Here is a 23,869-nt window from a genome sequence, read left to right on the forward strand (position 1 = left end):
GCTGGTCGAGCTTGTCGAGACCTCACGAGGGTCTCGACAGGCTCGACCAGCGGTGGTGGTCAGTCGACCGTGTAGGCCCGCACGACCGTCTTCTTCACCGTGCCGCCCGCCGCGTCCCGGGCCTCGACCCGGAGCGAGACGTGCTCGGTACCGCGCGGGGCCTTGACCGTCGCGTCATAGACGCCCGCGCCGGCCTTGGCCGTCGTGGCCCGGTGCCAGGTGGCGCCGTCGTCGGCGGACCACCACAGGCGCACGTCCTCGACCGACGACGCGTCGTACGCGTCCTCCTGGTGCGTGGCGGTGACCCGCACCCGGGTGTTCCGGGGCGCCGAGCCGGACGGGTCGAGCCCCCGCACGTCCCACGCCGTGTCCAGCAGGGGCGGGCGTGCGTTCCCTTCGACGTCGGACCTCGCGTGGAACGTCCACTCGCCGCGCACGCTGGTCGCCAGCCGGTAGGCCGGGTCGTCGGGCGTGCTCTCGAGCAGCATCCGGTAGTCGGCCCCGCCCTCCGGCACGGTCGGGAACGAGTAGGGCTCCGGGACGTCGTCCACCAGCTCGCCGTCCTGCCACACGCGCAGGCGCAGCGCGACGTCGGAGCCCCACAGCACGCCGCCGTCGTCGTCGGCCCGGTCGGTCGGCGCCAGGTTGAGGCGGTCGTCCCAGTGCTCCACGGGCGTGATGTTCGAGACCGCGGGCGCGAGCACACCCGCCGCGAGCCCCTGCCGGACCCGGCCCGGCTTGCTCCAGACGTGCGTCTCGGCCTCGGCGAGCACCACGCCCACGCCGTCCTCCTGGATCTCCGACCGGAGGTACCACCGTCCCGGCAGGGTGGTCAGGTACTCGGTGCGCCGAGTGCCCACGGGGACCGCCTCCGTGAGGCCGCCGGCGATGATGGTGCCCGGCTCCCAGTACATGCGCTCCGCCAGGTGCGTGTCGCCGACCGAAGCGCCGTAGGTGGTGTCGACCGCGACCGTCGTGCGGCGGTCGCCCCGCAGCTCCGGCACCTCGACGCCCTCGCTGTGGTGGGCGAGGTCGTAGCGGTAAGGAGCGGCGTCGTCCCCCGTGGCGGGCGGGAGCAGCGTGGCCTGGACGATGGTGTCGTAGTCGCCGTGGGTCGCCGCCGGCACGGGGGTGAGCGCGAGGTCCGTCTCCGGCCCGTACTTCACGTTGATGCTGGCGGAGACGAACTCCAGCGCGTCCTCGGTCTCCAGCGAGAGGCCCAGGCTCGCCAGGTCGGCAGGGCGCTGCGTCGAGGTGGTGACCTCCCGCGCGGTGGTCCCGTCCAGCAGCACCTCGGCGTCGGCGGTGGCGTCGACCTCGTCGCTGCCCAGGAACAGCGCGTCGGTGACGGCGCCGTCGTCGTCGAGGGTCTCGATGTAGGCCACCGGGCTGTAGATGCCCGGGATGACGCGCGCCTTGGCGACGCCGTCCCTGAAGAAGAGGTTGGTGGCGTACGGCTCGCCGTTGTCCGCGTCCAGGCGGATGGCGGCACCCCAGGTGTCGGCGCTGACGGGCTCGCCGTCGCGGTCGACGGCGCGCACCGTCAGGTCCACGTACTCGCGCTCCTTGGCCCAGCCGACGGGCGTGCGCACCTCGGTGCCGTCCGGCCCGGTGGCCACGACGTTGCCGCCGATCGCGCCGAGCTCGCCGGGGCCGTCCGTCACGGTCGCGTCGACCTCGGCGGTCCCGCCCGCGGGCACGACGACGGAGTCGGCCGACAGCGTGACCGCGTCCGGCACCGTGCTGCCGGACGCGTCGGTGACGTCGGCCGCCAGGGTGAGCGTGACGTCGTCGGCGCCCGCGTTGGCGTAGGTCAGGGTGCCGGCCGACGACTCGCCGTCGTGCGGCCAGGTGAAGGTGCCCAGCGACAGGGACGCCGGGGTCGCGGTGACCTCCTGCGCGAGGGCGCCGGGGATCGTGATGCGCCCCGCACCCTCGGACCAGACGTCCGCGCCCGTGGGCTCGGCCGAGGCCATCAGCGCGGCCTTGAGGGCCTGTCCGTCCAGGTCGGGCCGGGCCTGCTTGAGCACCGCGGCCGCGCCGGCCACGTGCGGGGTGGCCATGGAGGTGCCGCTCAGCGCGACGTGCAGGTCGTCGACCGGGTCGCCCACGGTCGTGCCCGTCGCGCGTGCGGCGACGATCCCGTCGCCCGGCGCCACGACGTCCGGCTTGAGCAGCCCCGGCTCCACGCCGCCGCGGCTGGAGTACCAGGTGACGGCGTCGTCGTCGTCCACGGCGCCCACCGTGAGGGCCGACGCCGCGATGCCCGGCGAGCCCACCGTGCCGAGCCCGAACTCACCGTCGTTGCCCGCGGCCACGACGAAGAGCGTGCCGAACTGGGCGGACAGCTCGTCCACCGCCACGGCGTCGGGCGAGGGGACGTCGAAGAACAGGCTGCCCAGGGACAGGTTCACCACGTCGGCGCCCTCCGCGGCCGCCCACTCCATGCCCTCGATGACGCCGGACAGCTCGCCGTTGCCCTCGTCGTCCAGCACCTTGCCGACCAGCAGGTCGGCGTCCGGGGCCACGCCCTGGTTCACGCCGTCGGACGCGTCGCCCGACCCGGCCAGGATCGAGGCGACGTGCGTGCCGTGGCCTGCGCCGTCGGTCGCGTCGCCCTTGCCGGTGAAGTCGCGCTCGCCGACGACGACCTCGTCGAGGTCGGGGTGGGTCGCGTCGATGCCCGAGTCGAGCACGGCCACCGTCACGCCCTCGCCCGTGAAGCCGGCGTCCCACGCCTCGGGGGCGCCGATCTGCGGCATCGAGTCGGCGTCGGTCGCGCGGACCGGCTGGTCCAGCCAGACGTAGCCGACGGCGTCGGGGGCCGGGGCCTTCCGGGACTGCTTGCCCGGGGCCTCGACCGGGGCGAGGCTGTCGAGGAGCTTCTCGGCGCGGCCCCTGGGCAGGACGTCGGCGACTGCACCCAGGGACTCGAGGTTACGGTCGGGGGTGACGCCCGAGGCCGCCCAGTCCTGCTCGGGAGGGGTCGCGGAGCGGGCGGCGTCGTTGGTGCCGGCGTCGTTGGTGGCGGCGTCGTTGGTGGCGGCCGCCGCCGCGGTCTGGACGATCACGGGGAGGGTGTCGCGCGAGGCGTCGTCGTAGCCCGCCTTGACGAGGCCCGTCACGTCGAACAGCGCGCGGTCCAGGCGGCCGGGCACGAGCCGCGCCACGTCGCGCGGGACCACGTAGAGTTGGTCCCCCTCGCGCTGCTGGAAGAACGCCATGTGCTCCCGGCCCGGGCCGGGCCGCACGGTCACCGTCTCCGGGTCCGGCGTGCCGTCGGCCGCGGTCTCGATGGAGACGACGTCGCCCGTCAGCAGCGTCACGCTCACGGTGCGGCCCGGGGCGGTGGGCTGCTCCTGGGTGCCCTGTGGTGCCGGTGTTTCCTGCGGTACGGACGCGGTGGCCCACGTCCCCCCGCCCAGCGCGATCGCCAGAGCGACCGCCGCTGCACTTGCTCTCTTGCGCATCGGGTTCTCCCGTCCGAGTCGAGCACGCCGCCTGTGCGGCGCCACGTCTTCCCAGACGCACGCGAACCTCCGCAGGGTTGCGTGACCTGGGAAAATACTCGGAACGGACTTTCTCGGCAGGCGGATTCGGGGGCGTTCCCTTAGTTCCCTTCGAGGCCGGGGTTTCTTCGCTTTGACGCGGCGCAAAGCGAAGAAACCCCGGCCTCGAACTGGAGGTACCTGGGGCGGACGACTTCGTTCAGGGTCAGGGGTCGGTGCTGGGTTTTCGATGTCAGGGTCTGCGCCGAGCTCGGGCGTCGAGGTCAGGGTCGGGCGTGAGGGTCGGGCGTGAGGGTCGGCCGGGACGACGGCGGATCGACGAGACGGCGGACCGAGACGACGGCGGGACGGGCCGACAGCGGGACGGGCCGGCAGCGAATCCGATGCCCGAATCCGAGCTCGAGCCCTCCGTTCTGCCCTGAGCAGATACGGGCGACTCGACGAGCGGTGCGTACGTGTGTGCCATATGTTGATGGCATGACGCGAGCGGGTGAGGTACCAGGACGAGCAGGCAAGCAGCCTGCTCGATCGGTGCTGCCCGGGAACGGGCCAAGGCGGCCTGCCGGGCCGGTGCTCCCCGGGAGCGGGCCGAACCTGCCTGACGGGTCAGTGCTGCCCGATGGTGCCCTGCTGCCGGGTAGTCCCCTGCGGCCCGGTCGCGCCGGGGAGTCCGGTGCACCGACACACGACGGAACCGTCGACGTAGCGAGTGTCCGGGCCGTACGACGGGCCCTGGCAGAGATGATCTTGCCTGGCGCCACTGACACTCCTGCCGGTGTGCCTGGGGTGGTGCAGGCGGAGTGGGTGGACCTGCTTGGGGAACTGGAATCAGTGAAGAACGCGATCACCGCAACGCAAGCGCGGCTGACGGTGGCGCTGGACGAGGCCACCCGGGCTGACGAGGCCCGGCAGAGCATCCGCGCCGAGCGGCAGGGTCGTGGTGTGTCGAACCAGGTCGGCGCGGCGCTGCGGGTCAGCCCGCACGCGGGGGCCGGGTTCGTGTCCGCGTCCCGGGTCTGGGTCACCCAGATGCCACACACCTTCGCTGCCCTCCAGGCCGGGGTGCTGTCCCAGTGGCGGGCCACCCTCCTGGTTCGCGAGACGTCGCACCTGTCGCTGGAGCACCGGGCGCTGATCGACGAGGAGATCTGCGGCCCCGCGCACCTGGCCGAGCTGGCCCGGATGAGCACCCGGCGGCTGATTGCCCGGATCAAGGAGCTCGCTGCCCAGCTCGACGTGCACGCGTGCGTGAAGCGGAACGCGAAGGCCGTCTCGGAGCGGCGGGTCTCGATCCGTCCGGCGCCGGACCTGATGGTCTACCTGACCGCCTTGGTCCCGATGGCACAGGGAGTGCAGGCCTACGCCCAGCTCAAGGCGTCCGCCGAGACCGCCAAGGCGTCCGGTGATGAGCGTGGAGTGGGCCAGATCATGGCCGACACCCTGATCGAACGCGTCACCGCCCGTGAACCGGGCCGCGCGGACGATGTCCCGGTCACGATCAACCTGCTGGTCTCTGACGACACCCTTCTCGCGGGCGGCAACCAACCTGCCGTAGTCGTCGAGGGCGCACCCGCCGGTGCGGGTGTGGTCCCAGCCCCGGTGGCCCGCAACCTCGCCGCCCATGCGATCGACACGGACACGGCGTGGCTGCGGAGCATCTACGTCAACCCGCACGGCCGCCTCCTGGCCACGACATCCACATCCCGGTTCCACCCCCAGGGCCTCGCAGCGCTGTTGCGGGCCCGGGAGCAGGGCATCTGCGCCACCACCTGGTGCGACGCCCCGATCCGGCACACCGACCACGTCACCCCGTATGCCGAGGGCGGCCCGACCAGTCTCGACAACGGCCAAGGCCTGTGTGCCAGGTGCAACCACGCGAAACAAGCCCCCGGCTGGTCGCAGAAGACCACCCAACTCAACGGGCTCCATGCCGTCGAGACAGTCACGCCGACGGGGCACACCTATGTCTCGGTCGCGCCTACGCCGCCGACACCCGCCAGGGCCAGCAACACGACAACGGGCTCGGACGCGCCCCCGGCCCACGGCGCAGACCCGTACCCGAACGGGGCGGCACCCGACGGCGCGCTGGTCGCCGACCACACCGGGCAAGGTCTCGACGGACAAGATCTCGACTCGGACCCCACCCGGTACACGGCCATGCCCGGTGACGGTCCGAGTGCGACGCCCACCCGCGACCGGACCGCGACAACACCATGGACCCCGGCCGTCGGCATGACCGGCCCCGCGCCCGGCCGCATCCCACGCAGCCGCTACTCGATCGGCTGCCAGACCACCCCCGCTCACGGCGCGCTCCCCTACCGACCGAGCACACCGCCTCGCCGACCCCGCCCGGCACACCAACCACCCCGCCGAGCACCAGGCAGAGCGCCCAGCAGGTCACGTCGACCTGACGTGTCCTGGACGCACCCCACCTGACGCACCACCTACGCGGGATCAGCCACCGGTCGCTGCTCCGACGTCTCCAGGCGCAGCGACCGCGGGGACACGTACCGACGGCGGTCCGTCACCACGATCGTGGCGAGCAGCCCCACCGCGAGCCACGCGACCAGCTCCGCCACGCCCCCGCCCAGCCCCGCACCGTCCGTCATGACCGCGCGCAGCGCGCTGATCGCGCCGTGCGTCGGCAGCACGCCCGCCAGCGCGTACAGCGGCCCCGGCAGCGTGGAGACCACCCCGGTCGCCACGGTCAGCACCGCGACCGCGAGCGAGGCCAGCCGTCCGCCCGTCCCGAAGATCGCGGCCAGCGCCTGGTTCAGCGCCACGAACGAGGCCGCCGCCAGCAGTGCCACCAGCAGGAAGCCCACCGCCGCCGACCAGCCCAGCCCCAGCACCGGGATCGCGACCACCGAGATGACGACCGCCGCGGTCGCCGCCGCGACCGCCCCTGGCACCGCCGCCCGCAGGATCAGCCGCCACGTCGGCTCGCGCGACGTCAGGATGCCGGCCGGCAGCGGCCGCGTCGCGATGTACGTGACCAGGGCCAGCGCCCACAGCGCCAGCGCCGCGAACAGCGCGACCGACAGCACCCCGAACGCCGCGGACGTCGTGCTCGACGTCGTCGGGGTCGCCGCCACCTCGGAGAGGTGCTCGCTCTCGTCGTCGGTGTACGTCGGCACCTGGTCGACGGCGTCGGACAGCCCGGAGGCGAGCTGCCCCGCGCCGTCGTCCAGCTGACCCGCGCCCGACGCGACCGACTCCGCGCCTGGCACCAGCTCGTCGGCGCCCGCCGCCAGGCCGCCCGCCCCCGACGCGAGCTGCTGCGCGGCCGAGTTCGTCTGTGCCACCCCGGTGTCCAGGTCCGCCGCCCCGGCGGCGGTCTGCCCGGCCGCGGTGTCGACCTGGCGGGCACCCGACGCGACCGCCTGCGCACCGGCGTTCAGGTCGTCGGCCGAGCTCGCCGCCGTGGCGATACCAGCGGCCAGCTCCCCCGACCGCGACGCAAGCTCCGCACTCCCCCGCGCGACCTGCCGCGAGCCGGTGCGCAGGGACTGCACGGCGTCGCGCGCGGCCGCGATGTCGGTCCGCACCTGGTCCTTGCCCTCGTCGAGCCGCTCGACGGCGGAGTCCGCCCGGTCGGCGGCGCGGCCGAGGGCCTGACAGAAGTCCCGGTCGGCCACCACGCCCGTGCCGCACCGTTCGGCCAGCCGACGCACCTCGGCGGCCACGTCCTGGACGTCCGGCAGCCGGTCGAGCCCGCTGATCGCTCGGTTCGCCACGGGGACCACCCGGTCCGCCAGCCGCTCGTTGCCGTCCGCGACGCGGCCTGCGCCGTCGGCCAGCTCCTCGGCGGCGGCAGGGAGCCGGGCCGCGCGCTGCGCGGCGGTGTCCAGCGCCGACGAGAGCGCGGCCGTGCCCTGGGCGACCTGCCCGGCCCCGGCGGCAACCTCCCCCGTGGCCCCGGCGAGCTGCGCGGTGCCCGACGCGAGCCCCGCCGACCCGGCCGCGAGCTGCGTGGTCCCGACGGTGAGCTGGCCCGCACCGGAGGCCAGTCCCGAGGCCCCGGAGGCGAGCTGGCCCACTCCCCCGGACAGCTCGTCCGCCCCGTCCGCCAGGTCCGAGGCACCGGAGGCGAGCTGGTCGGCGCTGTCCGACGCCTTGCCGAGCTGGTCGTGCAGGCTGGTGAACGCGCCGTAGACGTTCCCGAGGTACGTCTCGACGATCGTCTGGTTCAGGGCGTCCTGGGTGTCGTCGGCGACGTTTCCGGCCAGGTAGGGGTCGGCCACGCCGGCGGCCGTGGTGGTGCGCACGTCGAGGCCGGCCTGGACGGCGTCCATCGGGTCGTCCTCAGTCGCGGCCGACATGCCCTGGGCGGAGAAGTCCTTCGGGATGGTGACGACGGCGGCGTAGCCCCCGGAGCCGAGCCCGGAGTCGGCGTCCGCGGCGTCGGTGAGCACCCACTCGTAGGCGGAGTCGTCGTCGTGGGTCAGGTTCCCGGCGAGCGTGCGGCCCAGCGGGACCTGCTGGCCGTCGACCTCGACCGGCTCGTCGTTGTTCACGACGGCGGCCCGGGCGGTCCCGTGGTCGCTGCCGGGCGACCAGAACGCCCAGGTGAGCAGGCCCATGACGAGCAGCGGCACGGCGACCAGCGCGGTCCAGGTGCGCCAGGTGAGCGGCCGGGTCGTCAGGGCCCGGGCGGAGGCGGCGAACGACATGGTCATCACAGGACCTCTGCGGGTCGGTGGGTCAGGGCGTAGAGCTGGGTGGCCTCCAGCGGCAGCAGGTCGACCACCCGGTCGGGGTCCTGGCAGGCCAGGACGAACGTGGCGGGCGCCCCGCCGGAGGTGACCCGGAAGCCGAGCAGGTCGTGCAGCCGGGCGCGGGACGCGGAGCGCAGCACCAGGTCGGCGTCGTCGACCAGGATCAGCTCGATGTCGCGGGCCAGCGCCTCGGCGACCTGCCCGGCCGGATCGGCCGCGCCCCGCCCGTCGACGACGGCGACCCGCGGCCGCAGGGCGTGCACGTGCTGCGGCAGCACCTGCCCCAGCACCTTCAGGTCGCCGCGGTGGGTGGTCACGCGGCCCGCGAGCGAGAGCAGCAGCGCCGACTTGCCGACGGCGCCGGACCCGTGCAGCACGAGCACGTCGCCGCGGGGCACGTGCAGCTCGACGTCGCGGTAGACGGGGTGGCCGCGGTCGTCGTCGAGGCTCAGGGCCCGCGCGCTGATCACCTCGTCGTTGGGCGGCGTCGGCCAGTCCGCCAGGCGCAGCTCGTGCAGCAGCCCGTCGCCCTCGGCGTCGAACACGGGCAGCCGCCGGTCCAGCGCGGGCGGCAGGCCCCAGGCCCGGTCGCCGAGCAGCGCGAGCACCGCGGGCACGAAGGTCATGCGCACCAGGAACGCGTCGATGAACACACCCACGGCCAGGGCGAACGCGATCGGCTTGATGGTGGAGCTGCCGTCCGGCACGAACGCCGCGAAGACGCCGAACATGATGAGCGCCGCCGCGACGACCACACGGGAGGCGGAGACGAAGCCCTCCTCGATCGCCTCGTGGGCGTCGCCGTGGTGGGCGTAGTGCTCGCGGATCCGCGAGACGAGGAAGACCTCGTAGTCCATGGCCAGGCCGAACAGCACGCCCATGAGGATGATCGGCAGGAAGCTGACGACGCTCCCTACGTGCGCGACGTCGAGCAGGGCGGCGCCGTGCCCCTCCTGGAACACGAGCGAGGTGAGGCCGAAGGCGGCCCCGATGGAGAGCAGGTAGCCGACGGTCGCCTTGACCGGCACCCAGAGCGAGCGGAAGACCATGGCCAGCAGCACCAGGGACAGCCCCGCGACGAGGATGCCGAACGGCAGCAGGGCGGCGCCCAGCCGGGCGGAGACGTCGATGCCGACGGCGGTCAGGCCGGTGACCGCCGTCTGGCTGTTGTGCTCGTCGAGCCAGTGCGGCTCCTGGGCCCGGATGCGTTCGACCAGCGCGTCGGTGCGGGCGTCGTCGGGCGCCGTGGTGGGGACCACCTGGATGATGCCGGTGTCACCCTTCTCGTTGGGCGTGGCGAGCGGCACCGCCGCGACGCCGGGGATGTCGCGGATCTCGTCCGCGAGGTCGTCGACCAGCTTGGCCGGCTCGGTGGACTGGATGACGTCGGCCGTCACCAGCAGCGGGCCGTTGTAGCCGACGCCGAAGTGCTCGGCGACCACGTCGTAGGTGTCGCGCACGTCGGTGCCGACCGGCTGGCTGCCGTTGTCGGGCAGCGCGAGCCGGAGGTTGGCGGCGGGCACGGCCAGCGCGCCCAGCCCCAGCACGACGACAGCGATCGTGATCAGCGGGCGGCGCGTCACGAACCGGACCCACGGCCGGGCGACGCGCAGCCGACGGCGCCGCTGCCGGCGGGGCTTCCGGGGCGCCAGCCGCTTCCCCGCGAAGGCCAGCAGCGCGGGCACGAGTGTCACGGCGACGCTCACGGCGACGGCGACGCCGAGCGCCGCCGCGACGCCCATCGTCGTCAGGAACGGGATGCGGGCGACCGCCAGGCCGAGCAGCGCGATGAGCACCGTCAGCCCGGCGAACAGCACCGCGGAGCCGGCCGTCGCGACGGCCCGGGCGATCGACTCCTCGACCGACAGCCCCTCGGCGAGCTGGTCGCGGTGCCGGGACAGCAGGAAGAGCGCGTAGTCGATGCCCACGGCCAGGCCGATCATGACGGCGAGCATCGGGGCGGTCGAGGAGACCGGCACGAAGAGGGTGCCCAGGTAGACCAGCGCGACGGACACGCCCACGCCCAGCACCGCCGTGAACAGCGGCATCACGGCCGCGATGATCGACCGGAACATGAGCAGCAGCACGACGAGCGCGATGACCAGGCCGATCATCTCGGTGGCGCTGAGCCCCGGGATGCGGTTCGCGAACGCGTCCCCGCCCGTGTAGACGCGCGCGCCGTCCCCGACGGTGGCGGCGAGGTCGTCGGCGACGCGGCTGAGGTCGGTCAGCGTGCTGTCGTGGACCTGGGTCGAGTCCACGGTGAGCTGCACCCCGATGTTCGCGGCCCGGCCGTCGGACGAGACGGCGTCGTTGGCGTCCGGGTCGAACGGGTCGGACGCCCGCTCGACCTGCGGCACGTCCCCGATCCGGTCGACGGCGTCGGACACGGCCCCGCGGATGGGACCCGTGTCGACCTGCTGCCCCTCCGGGACGAGCAGGACGAGCTGGGCGGAGGTGCCGCTGACCTGCGGGAAGACATGGTCCAGGTGGTCCATGGCGTCCTGCGACTCCGACCCGGGGACCGTGAAGGTGTCGTCGGTGCCCTTGTTCAGCGCGCCGCTCGCGCCGCCGCACGCGAGCAGGATCAGGAGCCACGCGACGACGACGAGCCCGCGGTGGCGAGCCACCCCGTGGCCGAGCCGATACAGGAATGACGACACCACGCACCTCCTGCGTACCGAGACAGCGCAGTTCCATGCTGACAGCGGGCGGCGGCGCCGACATGTCGAGCGCGGGCGAACCCGGCCGCGGTGGTCGCGGCCGGGTTCGCCCCTCGGTCGTGCGTGGTGCCTCTACAACGGGTGCGCCTACTCCTTGACCGACCCCGCCGTCAGCCCCTCGACGATCCAGCGGCTCGCCAGGGCGAACAGCACCATGGTCGGCAGCACGGTCAGCACCGCGGCGGCCGACATCGGTCCCCAGGCGATGTTGAACGTCGAGATGAAGCCGTTCAGGGCGGCCGGGATCGTCTTGTTGGCGTCGGAGTTCATCAGCACGACGGACAGGAACAGCTCGTTCCAGCAGTTCACGAAGTTGAAGATGAACGCGGCGGCGATGCCGGGCGCCATGACCGGCACGAGCACCCGGAACAGGGCGCCCAGCCGCGAGCAGCCGTCGATCATCGCGGCCTCCTCCAGCGCGTCCGGCATGTTCTCGAAGAACCCGCGCAGCATCACGGTCGAGAACGGGATGCACATGGCCACGTACACGAGGCCGAGGCCGGGCTTGGTGTCCACCAGGCCCAGGTCGGCGAGCATCGCGTACAGGGGCCCGAGCGCGATGAACGCCGGGATCATCTGCGTGAGCAGGAACGCCCCGAGCACCGCGCCCTTGCCGCGGAACTCGAACCGGGCCAGCACGTAGGCGCTGAGCAGGGCGATGAGCGTGGCCGTGGCCCCCGCGACCAGCGCGACCACCAGCGAGTTGCCGATGAACGTGCCGAACGCGGACGTGGCGAACAGCTCGGTGTAGTTGCCGAACGAGAACTCCGACGGCCAGTACTCCAGCGGCCACCGGTTGATCGAGCCGGGCGACTTGAACGAGGTGACGACCACCCAGTACAGCGGGAACAAGGTGATGACCAGCCACAGGGAGAGCCCTGTGACGCGGGCGACACGAGCCGTCATCGCTGGTTCACCCGCCTCATGGCCATCAGGTAGAACGCGCAGAACACGAACAGCACGACCATGACGGCCAGCCCGATCGCGCTCGCGAGCCCGTAGCTGCCCTGCTGGGTGTACTCGATCATCCAGGTGGTGATGATGTGCGTGCGACCCGCGGGCCCGCCGTTGGTCATCGCGTAGATGATCTCGGGCGAGTTGAACGTCCAGATCGCCCGCAGCAGCACGGTCAGCGCCAGCGTCGTCCAGATGTACGGGACGACGATCGAGAAGAGCCGGCGCACCGTGCCCGCCCCGTCGATGGCCGCGGCCTCCAGCACCTCCTCGGGCACCGACTGGAGGGCCGCGAGGATCATGATCGCGAAGAAGGTCACGCCGTACCAGACGTTGGCCACGATCACGGCGACCATGGCGAGCTTCGGGTCGGCGAGCCACGGCAGCGGCGCGTCGATGGCGCCCGCCTTCATCAGCAGGTCGTTCACCACGCCGAACTCGGCGTTGAACATCCAGCGGAACAGCATGCCGACCAGGAAGCCGGACACCGCCCACGGGTAGAAGATCAGCGCCTGGTACAGACCGCGGAAGCGGAACCGGCGCCACAGGGCCAGCGCGACCAGGAACCCGATGACGAGCTGGGGCACGATCGAGCCGACCACCCACACGAGCGTGTTGCCCGCGACGACCGGGAAGACCGGGTCGGCGAGGATCGTGGCGAAGTTGCCCAGGCCCACCCAGGGCGTCGAGGTGAGGTCCCACAGGTTCCAGTCGCGGAACGCCATCTGGGCGCCCTGCAGCATCGGCCAGTAGGTGAACCAGCAGACGAAGACGATGGCCGGCGCGAAGAACCCGAGGATCGTCAGCGCCTGCCGGCGCCCGAAGGTCCTGCGGCGCACGGGCCCGCGCGGGGCGGGGGCCCGTGGCGGCCGGACGGCGGTGGCGCTCACGTCAGTTCTCCGCGGCGTACTTCTCGGTCCAGAACGTGTCCCACTCCTCGAGGAGCTCGCTCGTGGTCATGCTGCCGAGCAGCACCGCCTGCAGGTCCTGGTCCGCCTTCTGCTCCCACTCGGTCCACCAGCTCACGCCGCGCGGCTGCACCACGTTGACGTACGTCTCCGGGTCCTCGGTCATGGTCACGTAGCTCGTCCACGGGCCCTCGGCGTAGAACGGGTCCTCGCCCGCGCCGTCGATGATCGGCACCAGGCTGTTCTCCTGCGCGAACCGGGTGGCCGGCTCCGCACCCGAGAGGAACTCGACCAGGTCGGCCGCCTCCTCCTGGTGCTCGCTCGCCTCGGCCACGCCCCAGCCCGCGGTGGCCAGCGGCTGCGCCGCCTTGCCGGTGGGCCCGGTCAGCAGCGGGGCGGTCGACCACTGCTCCCCCGTGATCGTCGTCGACTGCGACACCGTGGCGATCACCTCCGGGTCCTGCAGCAGGAACGCCGTCGACCCGTTGGTGAAGCCCTCCACCATCTCGGGGTAGCCCCACGACACGGCCGACGGCGGCGCCGCCTCCTCGAACAGCGAGAAGTAGGTGTCGACGGCGTCCTGCGCCTCGGGCGCGGAGAAGATCGTCGACCCGTCCTGCAGCAGGTAGGCGTTCTCCACGTCGAGGTCGTCGATCGTGTACGCCTCCACGGCGGCCACCACGTTGCTGAACCCGTTCTGGCCGCCGCGGAACGCGTAGCCGTAGGTGTTCTGCCCCGGGTCCTGGATCGCGGAGGCCTGCTCCAGCAGGTCCTCCCACGACGTCGGCGGCCCGTCGAAGCCCGCGTCCTCGACGAGGTCGGTGCGGTAGAACAGCGACAGCCCGTAGAAGCCGTACGGCACGTAGTAGCGGGCGCCGTCCTCTGCGGTCACGGCCTGCGCGTTCTCGGTCAGGTCGTCCCAGCCGGCCCACGTCGTGGCCTCGTCCGACAGGTCGTGCAGCCAACCGTTGTTGCTGAACGCCCCGACGGTCGAGTCGCGCACCTCCAGCACGTCCACGCCGCGGCCCGACTGCAGCATCTGCTGAAGCTTCTGGTCGGCCTGGTCGGTGGGCGGGGACACCAGGTCGACGGTGACTCCGGGGTTCTCCGCCTCGAACTCGTCCAGCAGCTCGCGGATCAGGGCCGTGCGGGCCGGGTTGGTCAGGCTCTCGACCATCTGCAGACGGACGGTCCCGTCCGCGGCGGACCCGCCGCCGGAACAGGCGGTGAGGGCGAGCATGCTGACGGTGGCCAGGCTCGCGGTGACGACAGCTCGGGTGCGGTTCACGTGCGCACCTCTCCTTCTTCTCGGTCGGGTGATGTCACTGGCCCCGGCGTTCGTCGGCGAACGCCAGGATCTGGGGTACGGCGCGCTCGACGAACGCCTCGAAGTCGCGCGGCTCGGTGTACAGGTGCGCCGACAGGCGCAGGTAGCCCACGCCGCCGATGCTCGTGAAGGCCGACTCGACGCCGGCCAGGTCGAGCAGGCGCAGGCGCAGCTCGTCGGCGTCCGTCCGGTCCCGCCCGAGCCCGTCGGGCAGCCGGAGCAGGCGCATCGACACCACCGGCATGCCGACGTCGGTCGCCACCGGGGCGTCGACGTGCGGCTGCAGGGCGGCGCCGATGACCGCGGCGCCGTGGTCGGCGAGCGCCGCCATCGTCGCGCGGGCCCGGTCCCAGCCGTGCTCCCGCTCGACGAACTCGATCGCGCGGGGCGAGGCGATGTAGCTGGTGGCGTCCAGCGTGCCCTGCGAGTCGAACCGCGCCGGGTACGGCTCCTCGGCGCCCCACGAGTCGATGAGCGGCCACAGGTCGTCCCGGTCGGTCGCCCGCGTGACCAGCAGGGCCGAGCCCCGGGGTGCGCAGGGCCACTTGTGCAGGTTGCCGAACCACCAGTCGCCGCCCGCGACGGCCGCGGCGTCGGCCACGAGGCCCGGGGCGTGCGCGCCGTCGATCAGCACGCGGGCGCCGCGCTCGTGGGCGAGCTCCGTGATCCGCGCGGTGGGCAGCAGTCGCGCGGTGGGCGACGTGATCTGGTCGACGACGACGAGCCGCACGGCGTCGGTGAGCTCGGCCCGGAACCGCTCGACGACGTCGTCGGCGCTCGCCGCGAGCGGGATGGTGACCGCGCGCACCCGGGCGCCGAAGCGGCGGGCGAGGCGCTGGGCGCCCATGGTGATGGCGCCGTACCCGTGGTCGGTCACGAGGATCTCGTCGCCGGGTGCGAGGCGGAGGGAGTTGAGCACGACGGTCGCCGCCGCCGAGGCGTTGGGCACGAACGCCGTGTCCTCGGCCCGGGCACCGACGAACGGCGCGACCTCGTGCCGCGCGGCCGCGACGAGCTCGTGGGCCCGGGGGAACCAGGCGACGGGGCGCAGGTCGGCCTGCCGCCGCAGCTCGTCCTGGTAGCGCACCACCTCGGTGGGCACCGCCCCGAACGAGCCGTGGTTGAGGTGCACGACCGCGTCGTCGAGCGGCCAGGCCGCGCGCGCCGGTCCCCCGGAAGCGAGACGCACGGGCGCCGCTGCCGGTGCGGTGTGTAGCTGGTGTTCCATCGACGCCTCTCGGTAGTTGTCGGACAACCTTGGCAGCACGAAGCGCTCAGCACCAGAGATTCCCGGCATATGACACCGATCTGTAGGACAGGTTTTACGGGCGCGAAATGTCCGCCCCGGCCCGGGGAACCTGCCATCCTGGTGGGATGCACGAGGTGAGCGCAGTCGAGACGGCCCTGCACGGGCTGCGGACCCTGATCGCCGACGGCTCGCTCCAGCCGGGCGACAAGCTGTCCAGCGAGGGCGAGCTGAGCGAGCGGCTCGGCGTCTCGCGGGGGTCGGTCCGCGAGGCGATCCGCACGCTCTCGGCCCTCGGTGTGGTCGAGACCCGGCGGGGCGCGGGCACCTACGTGGGCGAGCTGCGCGCCGCCGACATGATCCAGACGCTCACCCTGACGGTGGGCCTGCTGCCGCTGGAGTCGATCCTCGAGCTCTTCGAGCTGCGGCGGGTGCTGGAGGCGCACGCCGTCGCCCTGTCGGCCGCACGCTGCGACGACGCGACGATCGCCGGGCTGGGCGACCTGCTCGACCGGCTGGAGGCGTCCGAGGACGAGGACGAGCAGTCGGCGCTCGACCACGAGTTCCACATGGGCATCGCGCGGCTGTGCGGGAACGAGTCACTCGTGTCGATGGTGTCGGTGCTGCGGTCGCGCTCGCGCGCCTACCCGGTGCTCACGCCAGAGACCAAGCGGGTCTCGGACGCCGGCCACCGCGCGATCCTGCGCGCGCTGACGGCACGCGACCCCGTGGCCGCGTCAGTCGCGGCCGCGGCGCACGTGACGCAGAGCGAGGTATGGCTCCGCGAGCGCCGTCCGGCGCCCGAGGCGATCGGCTGAGCTAGTCGTACCGCTCGCCGAGCGGTGTGGTGCCCGCCGCCGTGGCGACGCCCGCCGGGATCATGCCGACCTCCAGGAGCTCCTCGCGGCCGGCCCCGCCGGAGACACCGAGCGTGAGGACGGGACCGACGCCGGGGGCGTAGAGCTTGTACTCGAGCACGTCGGGCTCGATGGTGCTGGTGTCCTTGGTCAGGAGCGCCCGGTCGTAGTGCGCCGCCGGGACCTCGGCCTGCTCGTCCAGGCTGAGCACCGCCCCGTTGTCCTCCGCCTGGCCCGGGTAGAACTCCTGCCGGTACGCCTGGCCGACGGCGGGGTCGCCGGGCACGATGACGCCGGCCAGGGCGCCGTCGCGGCCGGCCTCGAAGGAACCCTCGGTCGTGGTGACCTTGCCGTTCTCGAACTCCGCCGTGTCCTCGCCGAGGTACCAGATCGTGCCGTCCGCGTCCTGGGCGTACCAGTCGAAGGTGTCCTCGACGACGTCGCCCTGCCGGGTCACGGTGTCCCGGACCACGCGGGCGGTGGCGCCGTTGGCGATGTCCTTGGTCTCGCTCGTGACGGTCACGACCACGCGCAGCTCGTGGCCCTGCTCGTCGGTCTCCCGGTAGACCCACTGGGTGCCGGGCTCCATGGGCCAGTACTCGTTGTCGATCTCGGTGGTGAGGCTCGCGGGGTCCAGGTCGAACGGTTCGCCGCCCTGGGGCAGGGCAGCGGCGCTGCTCGACCCGTCCGCCGACGGGGTCTCGTCGGGGCCGCCGGCCAGGCCGCAGCCCGCGAGCAGGAGGAGGGTCCCGGCTGCGACCACCGGGCCAACGGTTCTTCGCGTCCTCATGGCTGTCCCCCGCCTTCGCGACGCCCGGGTACCTACCCGACGACCTTAGGCACGCCGGGCGCGCCCGGTCGCGGGCTGGCCCGACCGCGTCACGCCGGGGCCGGCTCCGTCACGTGCACGACGGCGACGGTGACGTGCGCGTCCGGCAGGCCGTGAGCCGCGAGCAGGTCGCGGACGGTCCGCTGGACGGCGCGCGTCGTCGTGGTGGCGCCGGCCGCCAGGCCGACCCCCAGGGCGATGTCGACCCGGGTGCCGCCTGCGGCCTGCCGCACCACGACCAGCGGCGCGTCGTCGCGGCGGACGCCGAGCCCGCGGGCGCCCGCGCCGATCACCTTGGACACCGCCGTCCCCGCGGCGTAGACGCCGGTCACCCCGGCGGTCGCGCGGACGGCTGCCTCGATCCGCGCCGCGATGTCGGTCTGCTGCTCGCCGTTCAACGACGTCCCTCCTCGGTTCGGTCCCGCTGCCGGACGTCGGTGACCGTGATGTCGATCCCCGTGACGTCGAGCGCCGTGTGCGTCGCGAGCCGGTCGGCGATCTCCGCGCGCAGCCGCGCGGTGACGCCGGGGACCGGCTGGCCGTAGAGCAGGCTGACGTCGAGCAGCACCCGGACGGGGCTGCCGAGGTGGGTGACGTCGCCGTCGAACCGGCACCGCCCCACCAGCACGCCGGGCACCACGTTCTCGGCGGCCCGCACCAGGCCGCGCACGGCGCCCTCGGTGATCACCAGGTCGGCGTCCGGCGTGGGCGCGGCCAGCGGGATGCGGCGGCCGGACCGCGCCTCCAGCACGATGTCGCCCAGGATCCGGGACACCCAGCCGTCGTCGGCCGCGGGCTCGGCGGCCGTGTCGGCCGCGATGAGGTCAGGGGTGAGGTCGCGCAGCCGCTGAAGGGAGTCGAGCGCGAGCAGGCAGGCCGCGGAGCCCTCGATCGACGGGTCGGGCGGGGTGCGCCCGGCCTCCAGGTAGTCGGAGAGCTCCTCGATGGTGTGCCCGTCGAGGTCGTCGTCGGGTGTCATCTCCACCCCTCCATCCGCACGATGATGTGCTTGCGCGCGCGAGCCAGCAGGCCCCTGACGGTCGTCACCGGAGTATCCATCGCCTCGCCGATCTCGTCGTAGGAGAGCCCACCGACCTCGCGCAGCACCCAGCACTCGCGCTCCGCGTCGGCCAGCCCGCGGAGGGCCGCGGCCAGCGCCTCGACCCCGGCCCGGCCCTCCACGACGCGCGGCGGCGCCGTGTGGGCGGGGGCCGGTGCCGGGACGTCGTCGACGCTGACCTGCGGGCGGGTCGCCCGGAGGCGGTCCAGTGCCTTGCGGCTGACGATCCGCATCAGCCAGCTGCGCACCTTGCCCGGGTCGTCCAGCTCGGGCAGCCGCTGCCAGGCGGTCACGAAGGCCTCCTGCACCACGTCGTCCACCTCCGCGCTGCCGTTGAGCATGCGGCGGGTGGTGGCCCGCATGACGGGCGTGTACCGGCGTACCAGGACCGCGAAGGCCGCGACGTCGCCGTCCGCGGCGCGCCCCGCGACGATGTTGTCGTCGGCGCCGTCCAGGGCCGTCATCGCACCCTGGTCCGCGCGTGCAGGCCGTCTCGCCAGCGCCGGTCCGCCAGGTGCACCAGCACCGGGACCCGGACGCCGGCCAGCTCGTCCCAGTCCGCCAGCGCCGCCTCGGCCGCCGCCAGCACGCCCGCCAGGTCGGCGCCGCGCCGGACGATCACCGTGAGGCAGATCGCGGGCGCGCCCTTGACCCGGTGCACGCCGGTCCGCGCCGAGAGCACGTCGGCGCGCTCGGCGAGCGGGTCGGCGAGCAGCGCCCGCGCGACGCCCTGGTCGACGGTCGTACGGCCGTCCTGCGCCTCCAGCCGGACGACGGTGGGTGTCCGGCCGCCGCCGCGGGTGCGGAGGAACACAAGCAGCAGGACCAGCAGCACGACCGCCGCGGCCAGGGCCGCGGCCTGCGCGCCGGGCAGGCCGGCGACGTCGGGCAGCCCGGCGGCCCATGCCTCGGACCACCGCGCCGCCGAGCTCGCGCGCTCCGCGGGCGCCAGCGCCCCGGTGTACCGGGACGGCGCACCCAGGAGCACCGCCGCCCCGCCGGCCGCGACCAGCAGGAGCCCGCAGACCAGGAGCAGCGCGCGGTTGGACCAGCGCCAGGTCGAGCTCATCAGATCACCCCCCGTTCGGCGACGAGCACGCGCTGCGCGGTGGTGAAGCCGACGGCGCCGAGCGTGGCGGAGGCGGTGTCCGTCGCCGCCTCGCGGTCCACGGGCACGCCGCTGGTCGGCGTCAGCCGGACCGTCGTGCGGCGCCGGCCCACGGTCGCGGACACCTGGCGCGCGTCGAGGCCGCAGCGCACCGCGACGGCCGCGACCACGGCGTCGGCGAGCACGCCGTCGTCCACGAGCAGCGCCACGCGGTCGGTGCTGCGGGCGCGCCGGCGCAGGCGGCCGGGCAGGACGGCCGCGAGGACCAGGACGAGCCCGAGCACCAGGGCCACGATGCCCACCGCGGTCAGCGGGGCGCCATCGGCCCAGGACGTGGCCTGGCCGAGCCGTTCGCCGAGGGTTTCCCGCACCCCCGGGGCGGCGAGCCACCACATGCCCAGGCCGAGCGCGACGAGCAGCAGCAGCGCGAGCACCGCGGCCAGCACGACGGCTGCGCCAGTACGAGGCGAGTGCGTCTCGCGGCGCAGGACGCGCCGGTAGACGGCCTGCTCGCGGTTCACAGCGCCCTCCGTCCGCTGATCCGGTGCACGCCCGCGTAGCGCACGTCGACGCGGCCGACCGTGCGCCCGGCGAGGTCGCGCAGCCCGGCGATCACGTGCCCGCGCACCTCGGCCGAGCGCTCCGCGACCGTGCCGGTCACGCCGCCGCCGACCGCGACGGGCAGCGTCACCGCGACGGTGAGCGCGCCGGCGGCGTCGGCCAGGCGGACCGCGACCCGCCCGGCGGGCACGTGCCCCGCGTCCCGGGCCAGGTAGGCGGCGAGTCGCTCGACGGCGCGCGCCGAGATGCGGGTGGTGCCCGGCACGCGGCCGTCCGCACCCCCGGGTTCGGTGATCGTCATGACGACGAACGCCCGCCCCGGAAGGCGTCCGCGAGCGCCCGGAGGTCCAGCCGCCCGTCGGCCACCCGACCTATCGCGGCGCCGACGAGCATGGCCACGCCCACGAGCACGAACGCCCAGAAGCCCAGGCCGATCCAGGTCAGGGCCAGGACCGCGGCGACGGCTGCGCCGACGACGGGTGCGCTCACCGGACCCGCCCGGCCTGCGGCTCGGCCTCCTGGTCGTCGTCCGAGGGCAGGTGCACGTCGTTGACCGTGACGTTGACCTCGGCGACCTCCATGCCCACCAGGTCGCGCATCGCCCGGTAGATCGCCGTGCGGACGTCGGCGGCGACGGTCTGCAGCGCGGCCGGGTACTCGGCCACGATCGTCACGTCGACGGCGACCTGCTTCTCGCCGACCTCGACGCTGACCCCCTGCGTCAGGTCGGTGGAGTTCAGCGCGTCGCGGATGGTCCCGACCACGCGAGCGGCGCCGCCGCCGAGCGCGTACACGCCGGCGACCTCGCGGGCCGCGATGCCGGCGATCTTGGCGACGACCGGGTTCTCGATCGTCGTCCTGCCGTCGAGGGGGCTCGTGTCCACCACGTCGGCCCGGCTCTTGTCTGCTGCCCCACCAGTCACGTTCGCCACGATGCACTCCTTCGTTGGTCCACTTGCCGCACCCGAGGTGCGCGCCGCCACGACCGGCGACACCTGTACGACGCGGCCGGGTGAAAGAACGTCACAAACTCGATGGGCCGGTCGCGCCGTCACCCATGGCAGAATATTCCTAGCCTGGCTATCTTCAAGTGCGGCAAGTAATATCTGAAAGGGGAGCGCACGTGGTTCCTGAACCCGAGCCCATCGACCCGTCCGGCCCGTCGATGCTGGACCCCCGAGTCCTGGACCCGCGGCAGGAGATCGTGCAACGGTCGGGCCTCGACGAGCAGGAGGTCGACCAGGTCGTCCGCGTGCTGCAGGGGCTGCGCGACTGGCGCGAGGCGGAGCGGCGGATGAGCGAGGCGTCGCGGCGCTACATGAAGCTCGGCGAGACCGACATGCGCACGCTGCGGTTCGTCATCGCGGCGCAGTACCGGGGCGAGACCGCCACACCGGGTGCCATCGCCGCGCACCTGGGCATCACGTCGGCGTCGACCACCAAGATGCTCGACCGGCTGGCGGACGCGGGGCACATCCGCAGGCTCCCCCATCCCACCGACCGGCGCAGCCTGGCGGTCGAGGTGACGGAGGAGACCCGGCAGATCGCGCTGAAGAGCGTGGGCCGCGACCACGCCCACCGGTTCGAGGCGGCGGCACGGCTGAACCCGGAGGAGCGCGAGGTGGTGATGCGGTTCCTCGGCGAGCTCACCGCCACCGAGAACCCCGGGGACCTCGAGGCCCCCGAGGAGTGACCGTCAGGTCGACGGCCCCTGTACCAGGACCGGCTCGACGAACCGCTCCCCGCCCGTGGGCGCGGGCTCGATGACGTTGTCGGCCGCTACGCGGCCGACGCCCATGAGGTCGAGGTCGATCGTGGTGAGCCGGCGCAGCTTCTGGTCGATCACGACCTCCTCCCAGTTGTCGACGCCGACGACGGCGACGTCGTCCGGCGCGCGGCGGCCCTGGGCCTCCAGGGCGTCGAGCATGCCGAACCCGATGTGGTCGTTGCCGCAGAAGACGGCGTCGTACGGGGCGCCGCCCGAGTCGAGGAGGTCCACGGCCTGCTCGCCCCACTCGCGGCGCCAGGACCCGTGCAGCGTCGTGACCGGCTCCAGGCCGGCCTCCTGGAGCGCGCGCCGGAAGCCCGCCGCGCGGCGGCGCACGGCGAGGTCGTCCTCCCCGGCGGTCACGTGCGCGATGCGGGTGCGGCCGCGCTCCAGCAGGTGCCGGGCCGCGAGGTACCCGGCCTGCTCGTTGTCGGGCAGGAACACGTAGTCGCCGGGGTTATCGGTCGCGGCGAAGGCGTAGGTGACCGGCACCTCGAACTGGTGCGTGATCGACGGCGTCACGCGCGCGTAGCCGGAGCCGACCACGAGCAGCCCGTCGATGCGCCGGTCCTGGAGGGTCCGGATGCTCTCCGTCATCTCGCGGTGGGCGTCTATGCGGCCGTCGAACACGAGCGCGGCGCGCTCCCGGCTCCCGAGCCGCAGGACGGCGCCCATGACGACCGGCCGGGAGAACGTCGCCGTCGCCCGGTGGGTGAGCAGCCCGACGGTCCGGCTGCGGCCGGACGCGAACGACTGGGCGAGCGCGTTGGGCCGGAAGTCGAGCCGTTCGGCCGCCTCCAGCACGCGCGCCTTGGTCGCAGGTGAGACCACCGGGCTGTCGTTGAGGGCCTTGGAGGCGGTCGCCTTCGAGACGCCGGCCACCGCGGCGACGTCGCTCAGGCGCACGGCGCGTTGTGTCGCCATCCGAGGATCCTATCCAGCCGTCGCCGCGCCGAGCGGCAGGTCCCGGACGACGACGGGCCCGCCGCTGACCAGCGACGCGTTGCCCGCCACACCGACGGCGAGCGCCCGGACGCCGTCGAGCCAGGACGCGGCGCGGCCGAGCTCGTCGTGGCCGGCGCCGAGGAACAGGTCGCGGAGCAGCGCGTCGTCCGCGCCGCCGTGCCCGCCCGAGGCCTGGGGCACGGGGACCTCGCGGGCGGTGCCGAAGTGCGACTGGACCAGCAGCCGCTCCCCCGTGGGCCGCAGCTCGTCCCCGCCGGCGACGTCGGCGTGTGCCGACGGGTCGACGGGCCGGCCGGCGTGCGACTCGACGGCGCCGCGCTCGACGACCGCGAGCTCCGCGCGCCCCGCGGTGCCGTTGATCGCGACGGTGTACCCCTCCCAGGGCGCGTGCGCGTTCAGCGCGTACGTCATGGTCGCGCCCCGCGCGTAGTCGACCACGACGGACAGGTTGTCCTCGATGTCGATCCCGGCGGAGAAGACGTCCTGGTCCCGCAGGTACCCGTCGTACGACTCCTGCTCGTGGTATAGGCCGCGCAGCAGCTCGTGGTCGCGCAGGTCGAGCGCGAACGGGTCGAGGTGGGCGCCGTCGTGGGTGCCCCGGGCCGGGCGCGGGCCGAGGCCGCGCCGGGCGGCGTTGGCGTCGCCGTAGAAGCGCAGCCCGCCGCTGGCGTAGACGCGCGTCGGGAGGTCGGCGAGCCACCAGTTGACCAGGTCGAAGTGGTGCGACGACTTGTGCACGAGCAGCCCGCCCGAGTTCTCCTTGACCCGGTGCCAGCGGCGGAAGTAGTCGGCGCCGTGCGACGTGTCCAGCAGCCACTCGAAGTGCACGGACGTGACCTCGCCGATGTCGCCCCGCGTGACGACCTCCTTCAGCGCGGCGTTGCGGGGCGAGTACCGGTAGTTGAACGTGGTGACGACGTCGCGCCCGGTGGCCTCGACGGCCTCCGCGATGCGCCGCACGCCCTCGGCGCCGGTCGTCAGGGGCTTCTCGACCACCACGTCGGCCCCGCCGTGCAGGGCGGCGACCACGAGGTCGGCGTGCGCGTGGTCGGGGGCGGTGACGATCACGCGGTCGATGCCCGCGTCCGCGACGTAGGCGGTGATCGCGCCGAGGTCGATCCGCTCCGGCGCCGGGTACCCGGCCTCGGCCAGCCGCCGCTCGTTCCAGTCGAGCCGACCGGCGTTGGTGTCGCCCCAGGCCACGAGCTCGGCGTGCGCGGCGTAGGGGCCCGTGAGCGCGTCCAGGTAGAGCTGGGCGCGCCCGCCCGTGCCGAGCAGGGCGTACCGCGCGCGGCGGCTGGTCGTGCGTGTCATGGCTGTGTCCTCAGGGTTCGT

21 protein-coding genes are annotated in these 23,869 nt (G+C 73.7%); 3 read left to right on the plus strand and 18 right to left on the minus strand.

All coding sequences use genetic code 11. From position 1 onward, the window contains the following. Positions 1-59 precede the first annotated feature (59 nt). Entirely contained in the window at positions 60-3,470 is a 3,411-nt protein-coding gene (locus tag H291_RS0126170) for a S8 family peptidase (RefSeq protein WP_157237367.1), read from the minus strand. A gap of 780 nt (positions 3,471-4,250) precedes the next feature. Between H291_RS0126170 and H291_RS31735 the strand changes: the two genes are divergently transcribed. Further along, positions 4,251-5,945: an HNH endonuclease gene (locus H291_RS31735; RefSeq protein ID WP_084468456.1), complete on the plus strand. Its 1,695-nt coding sequence runs from the start codon at positions 4,251-4,253 to the stop codon at positions 5,943-5,945. Positions 5,946-5,953: 8 nt separating this feature from the next. On the opposite strand, the gene H291_RS0126180 is transcribed toward H291_RS31735, so the two are convergent. The 6 genes from H291_RS0126180 to H291_RS0126205 form a co-directional block, all read right to left on the minus strand. Further along, a complete protein-coding gene (locus H291_RS0126180) occupies positions 5,954-8,188 on the minus strand; it encodes a YhgE/Pip family protein (RefSeq protein WP_020017997.1) in 2,235 nt (744 codons plus the stop codon). Beyond that, complete coding sequence (locus H291_RS0126185) at positions 8,188-10,890, minus strand: MMPL family transporter (protein WP_026366156.1); 2,703 nt, start codon at positions 10,888-10,890, stop codon at positions 8,188-8,190. The genes H291_RS0126180 and H291_RS0126185 overlap by 1 nt, the downstream gene beginning before the upstream one ends. Before the next feature lie 147 nt (positions 10,891-11,037). After that, positions 11,038-11,856 (minus strand): carbohydrate ABC transporter permease, encoded by an 819-nt coding sequence (locus H291_RS0126190; RefSeq protein WP_020017999.1) that lies wholly within the window; start codon positions 11,854-11,856, stop codon positions 11,038-11,040. Next, positions 11,853-12,794, minus strand: coding sequence for a carbohydrate ABC transporter permease (locus H291_RS0126195; RefSeq protein ID WP_020018000.1), 942 nt, complete (start codon positions 12,792-12,794; stop codon positions 11,853-11,855). Before H291_RS0126195 ends, H291_RS0126190 begins: the two co-directional genes overlap by 4 nt. Before the next feature lies 1 nt (position 12,795). Continuing rightward, positions 12,796-14,100 carry an ABC transporter substrate-binding protein gene (locus H291_RS0126200; protein WP_020018001.1) on the minus strand — a complete coding sequence of 435 codons (1,305 nt, stop codon included), beginning with the start codon at positions 14,098-14,100 and terminating at the stop codon, positions 12,796-12,798. 34 nt (positions 14,101-14,134) lie between these two features. After that, positions 14,135-15,367, minus strand: a complete 1,233-nt coding sequence (locus H291_RS0126205; protein WP_026366157.1) for an aminotransferase class V-fold PLP-dependent enzyme — start codon at positions 15,365-15,367, stop codon at positions 14,135-14,137. Positions 15,368-15,513: 146 nt separating this feature from the next. Here H291_RS0126205 and H291_RS0126210 point away from each other — a divergent pair, with 146 nt between their 5' ends. Next, on the plus strand, positions 15,514-16,203 hold the full coding sequence (locus tag H291_RS0126210; protein ID WP_020018003.1) for a FadR/GntR family transcriptional regulator: 690 nt from the start codon (positions 15,514-15,516) through the stop codon (positions 16,201-16,203). 1 nt (position 16,204) lies between these two features. On the opposite strand, the gene H291_RS0126215 is transcribed toward H291_RS0126210, so the two are convergent. The 9 genes from H291_RS0126215 to H291_RS31745 form a co-directional block, all read right to left on the minus strand. Then, on the minus strand, positions 16,205-17,005 hold the full coding sequence (locus H291_RS0126215) for a hypothetical protein (protein WP_020018004.1): 801 nt from the start codon (positions 17,003-17,005) through the stop codon (positions 16,205-16,207). A gap of 116 nt (positions 17,006-17,121) precedes the next feature. Beyond that, positions 17,122-17,469, minus strand: coding sequence for a hypothetical protein (locus H291_RS0126220; protein ID WP_020018005.1), 348 nt, complete (start codon positions 17,467-17,469; stop codon positions 17,122-17,124). Beyond that, on the minus strand, positions 17,466-18,050 hold the full coding sequence (locus H291_RS0126225; RefSeq protein WP_033328117.1) for an Asp23/Gls24 family envelope stress response protein: 585 nt from the start codon (positions 18,048-18,050) through the stop codon (positions 17,466-17,468). The genes H291_RS0126220 and H291_RS0126225 overlap by 4 nt, the downstream gene beginning before the upstream one ends. Continuing rightward, complete coding sequence (locus H291_RS0126230) at positions 18,047-18,595, minus strand: RNA polymerase sigma factor (RefSeq protein WP_020018007.1); 549 nt, start codon at positions 18,593-18,595, stop codon at positions 18,047-18,049. The genes H291_RS0126225 and H291_RS0126230 overlap by 4 nt, the downstream gene beginning before the upstream one ends. After that, positions 18,592-19,200, minus strand: coding sequence for a hypothetical protein (locus H291_RS0126235; protein ID WP_020018008.1), 609 nt, complete (start codon positions 19,198-19,200; stop codon positions 18,592-18,594). The genes H291_RS0126230 and H291_RS0126235 overlap by 4 nt, the downstream gene beginning before the upstream one ends. Then, positions 19,200-19,760: a hypothetical protein gene (locus tag H291_RS31740; RefSeq protein WP_020018009.1), complete on the minus strand. Its 561-nt coding sequence runs from the start codon at positions 19,758-19,760 to the stop codon at positions 19,200-19,202. Before H291_RS31740 ends, H291_RS0126235 begins: the two co-directional genes overlap by 1 nt. Next, positions 19,757-20,101 (minus strand): hypothetical protein, encoded by a 345-nt coding sequence (locus H291_RS0126245; protein WP_020018010.1) that lies wholly within the window; start codon positions 20,099-20,101, stop codon positions 19,757-19,759. The genes H291_RS31740 and H291_RS0126245 overlap by 4 nt, the downstream gene beginning before the upstream one ends. Continuing rightward, complete coding sequence (locus H291_RS0126250) at positions 20,098-20,289, minus strand: DUF2273 domain-containing protein (protein WP_020018011.1); 192 nt, start codon at positions 20,287-20,289, stop codon at positions 20,098-20,100. The genes H291_RS0126245 and H291_RS0126250 overlap by 4 nt, the downstream gene beginning before the upstream one ends. Continuing rightward, positions 20,286-20,687 (minus strand): Asp23/Gls24 family envelope stress response protein, encoded by a 402-nt coding sequence (locus tag H291_RS31745; protein WP_020018012.1) that lies wholly within the window; start codon positions 20,685-20,687, stop codon positions 20,286-20,288. The genes H291_RS0126250 and H291_RS31745 overlap by 4 nt, the downstream gene beginning before the upstream one ends. A 236-nt stretch (positions 20,688-20,923) precedes the next feature. Here H291_RS31745 and H291_RS31750 point away from each other — a divergent pair, with 236 nt between their 5' ends. After that, positions 20,924-21,493, plus strand: coding sequence for a MarR family winged helix-turn-helix transcriptional regulator (locus H291_RS31750; RefSeq protein WP_157237368.1), 570 nt, complete (start codon positions 20,924-20,926; stop codon positions 21,491-21,493). A gap of 3 nt (positions 21,494-21,496) precedes the next feature. Here H291_RS31750 and H291_RS0126265 read toward each other — a convergent pair whose 3' ends face one another. Next, a complete protein-coding gene (locus tag H291_RS0126265) occupies positions 21,497-22,492 on the minus strand; it encodes a LacI family DNA-binding transcriptional regulator (protein WP_157237369.1) in 996 nt (331 codons plus the stop codon). Positions 22,493-22,501: 9 nt separating this feature from the next. Continuing rightward, positions 22,502-23,848 carry a Gfo/Idh/MocA family protein gene (locus H291_RS0126270; RefSeq protein WP_020018015.1) on the minus strand — a complete coding sequence of 449 codons (1,347 nt, stop codon included), beginning with the start codon at positions 23,846-23,848 and terminating at the stop codon, positions 22,502-22,504. Between the last annotated feature and the right edge of the window lie 21 nt (positions 23,849-23,869).

Source organism: Promicromonospora sukumoe 327MFSha3.1 (assembly GCF_000385135.1).
GTDB lineage: Bacteria > Actinomycetota > Actinomycetes > Actinomycetales > Cellulomonadaceae > Promicromonospora > Promicromonospora sukumoe_B.

Bases quoted from the DNA above. Each gene is read 5' to 3' on its own strand.
- H291_RS0126235 (WP_020018008.1), bottom strand. From the start codon at position 19,200: ATGAGCTCGACCTGGCGCTGGTCCAACCGCGCGCTGCTCCTGGTCTGC.
- H291_RS0126265 (WP_157237369.1), bottom strand. From the start codon at position 22,492: ATGGCGACACAACGCGCCGTGCGCCTGAGCGACGTCGCCGCGGTGGCC.
- H291_RS0126210 (WP_020018003.1), top strand. From the start codon at position 15,514: ATGCACGAGGTGAGCGCAGTCGAGACGGCCCTGCACGGGCTGCGGACC.
- H291_RS0126270 (WP_020018015.1), bottom strand. From the start codon at position 23,848: ATGACACGCACGACCAGCCGCCGCGCGCGGTACGCCCTGCTCGGCACG.
- H291_RS0126230 (WP_020018007.1), bottom strand. From the start codon at position 18,595: ATGACGGCCCTGGACGGCGCCGACGACAACATCGTCGCGGGGCGCGCC.
- H291_RS0126245 (WP_020018010.1), bottom strand. From the start codon at position 20,101: ATGACGATCACCGAACCCGGGGGTGCGGACGGCCGCGTGCCGGGCACC.
- H291_RS0126170 (WP_157237367.1), bottom strand. From the start codon at position 3,470: ATGCGCAAGAGAGCAAGTGCAGCGGCGGTCGCTCTGGCGATCGCGCTG.
- H291_RS31735 (WP_084468456.1), top strand. From the start codon at position 4,251: ATGATCTTGCCTGGCGCCACTGACACTCCTGCCGGTGTGCCTGGGGTG.
- H291_RS0126190 (WP_020017999.1), bottom strand. From the start codon at position 11,856: ATGACGGCTCGTGTCGCCCGCGTCACAGGGCTCTCCCTGTGGCTGGTC.
- H291_RS0126225 (WP_033328117.1), bottom strand. From the start codon at position 18,050: ATGACACCCGACGACGACCTCGACGGGCACACCATCGAGGAGCTCTCC.
- H291_RS0126180 (WP_020017997.1), bottom strand. From the start codon at position 8,188: ATGACCATGTCGTTCGCCGCCTCCGCCCGGGCCCTGACGACCCGGCCG.
- H291_RS0126205 (WP_026366157.1), bottom strand. From the start codon at position 15,367: ATGGAACACCAGCTACACACCGCACCGGCAGCGGCGCCCGTGCGTCTC.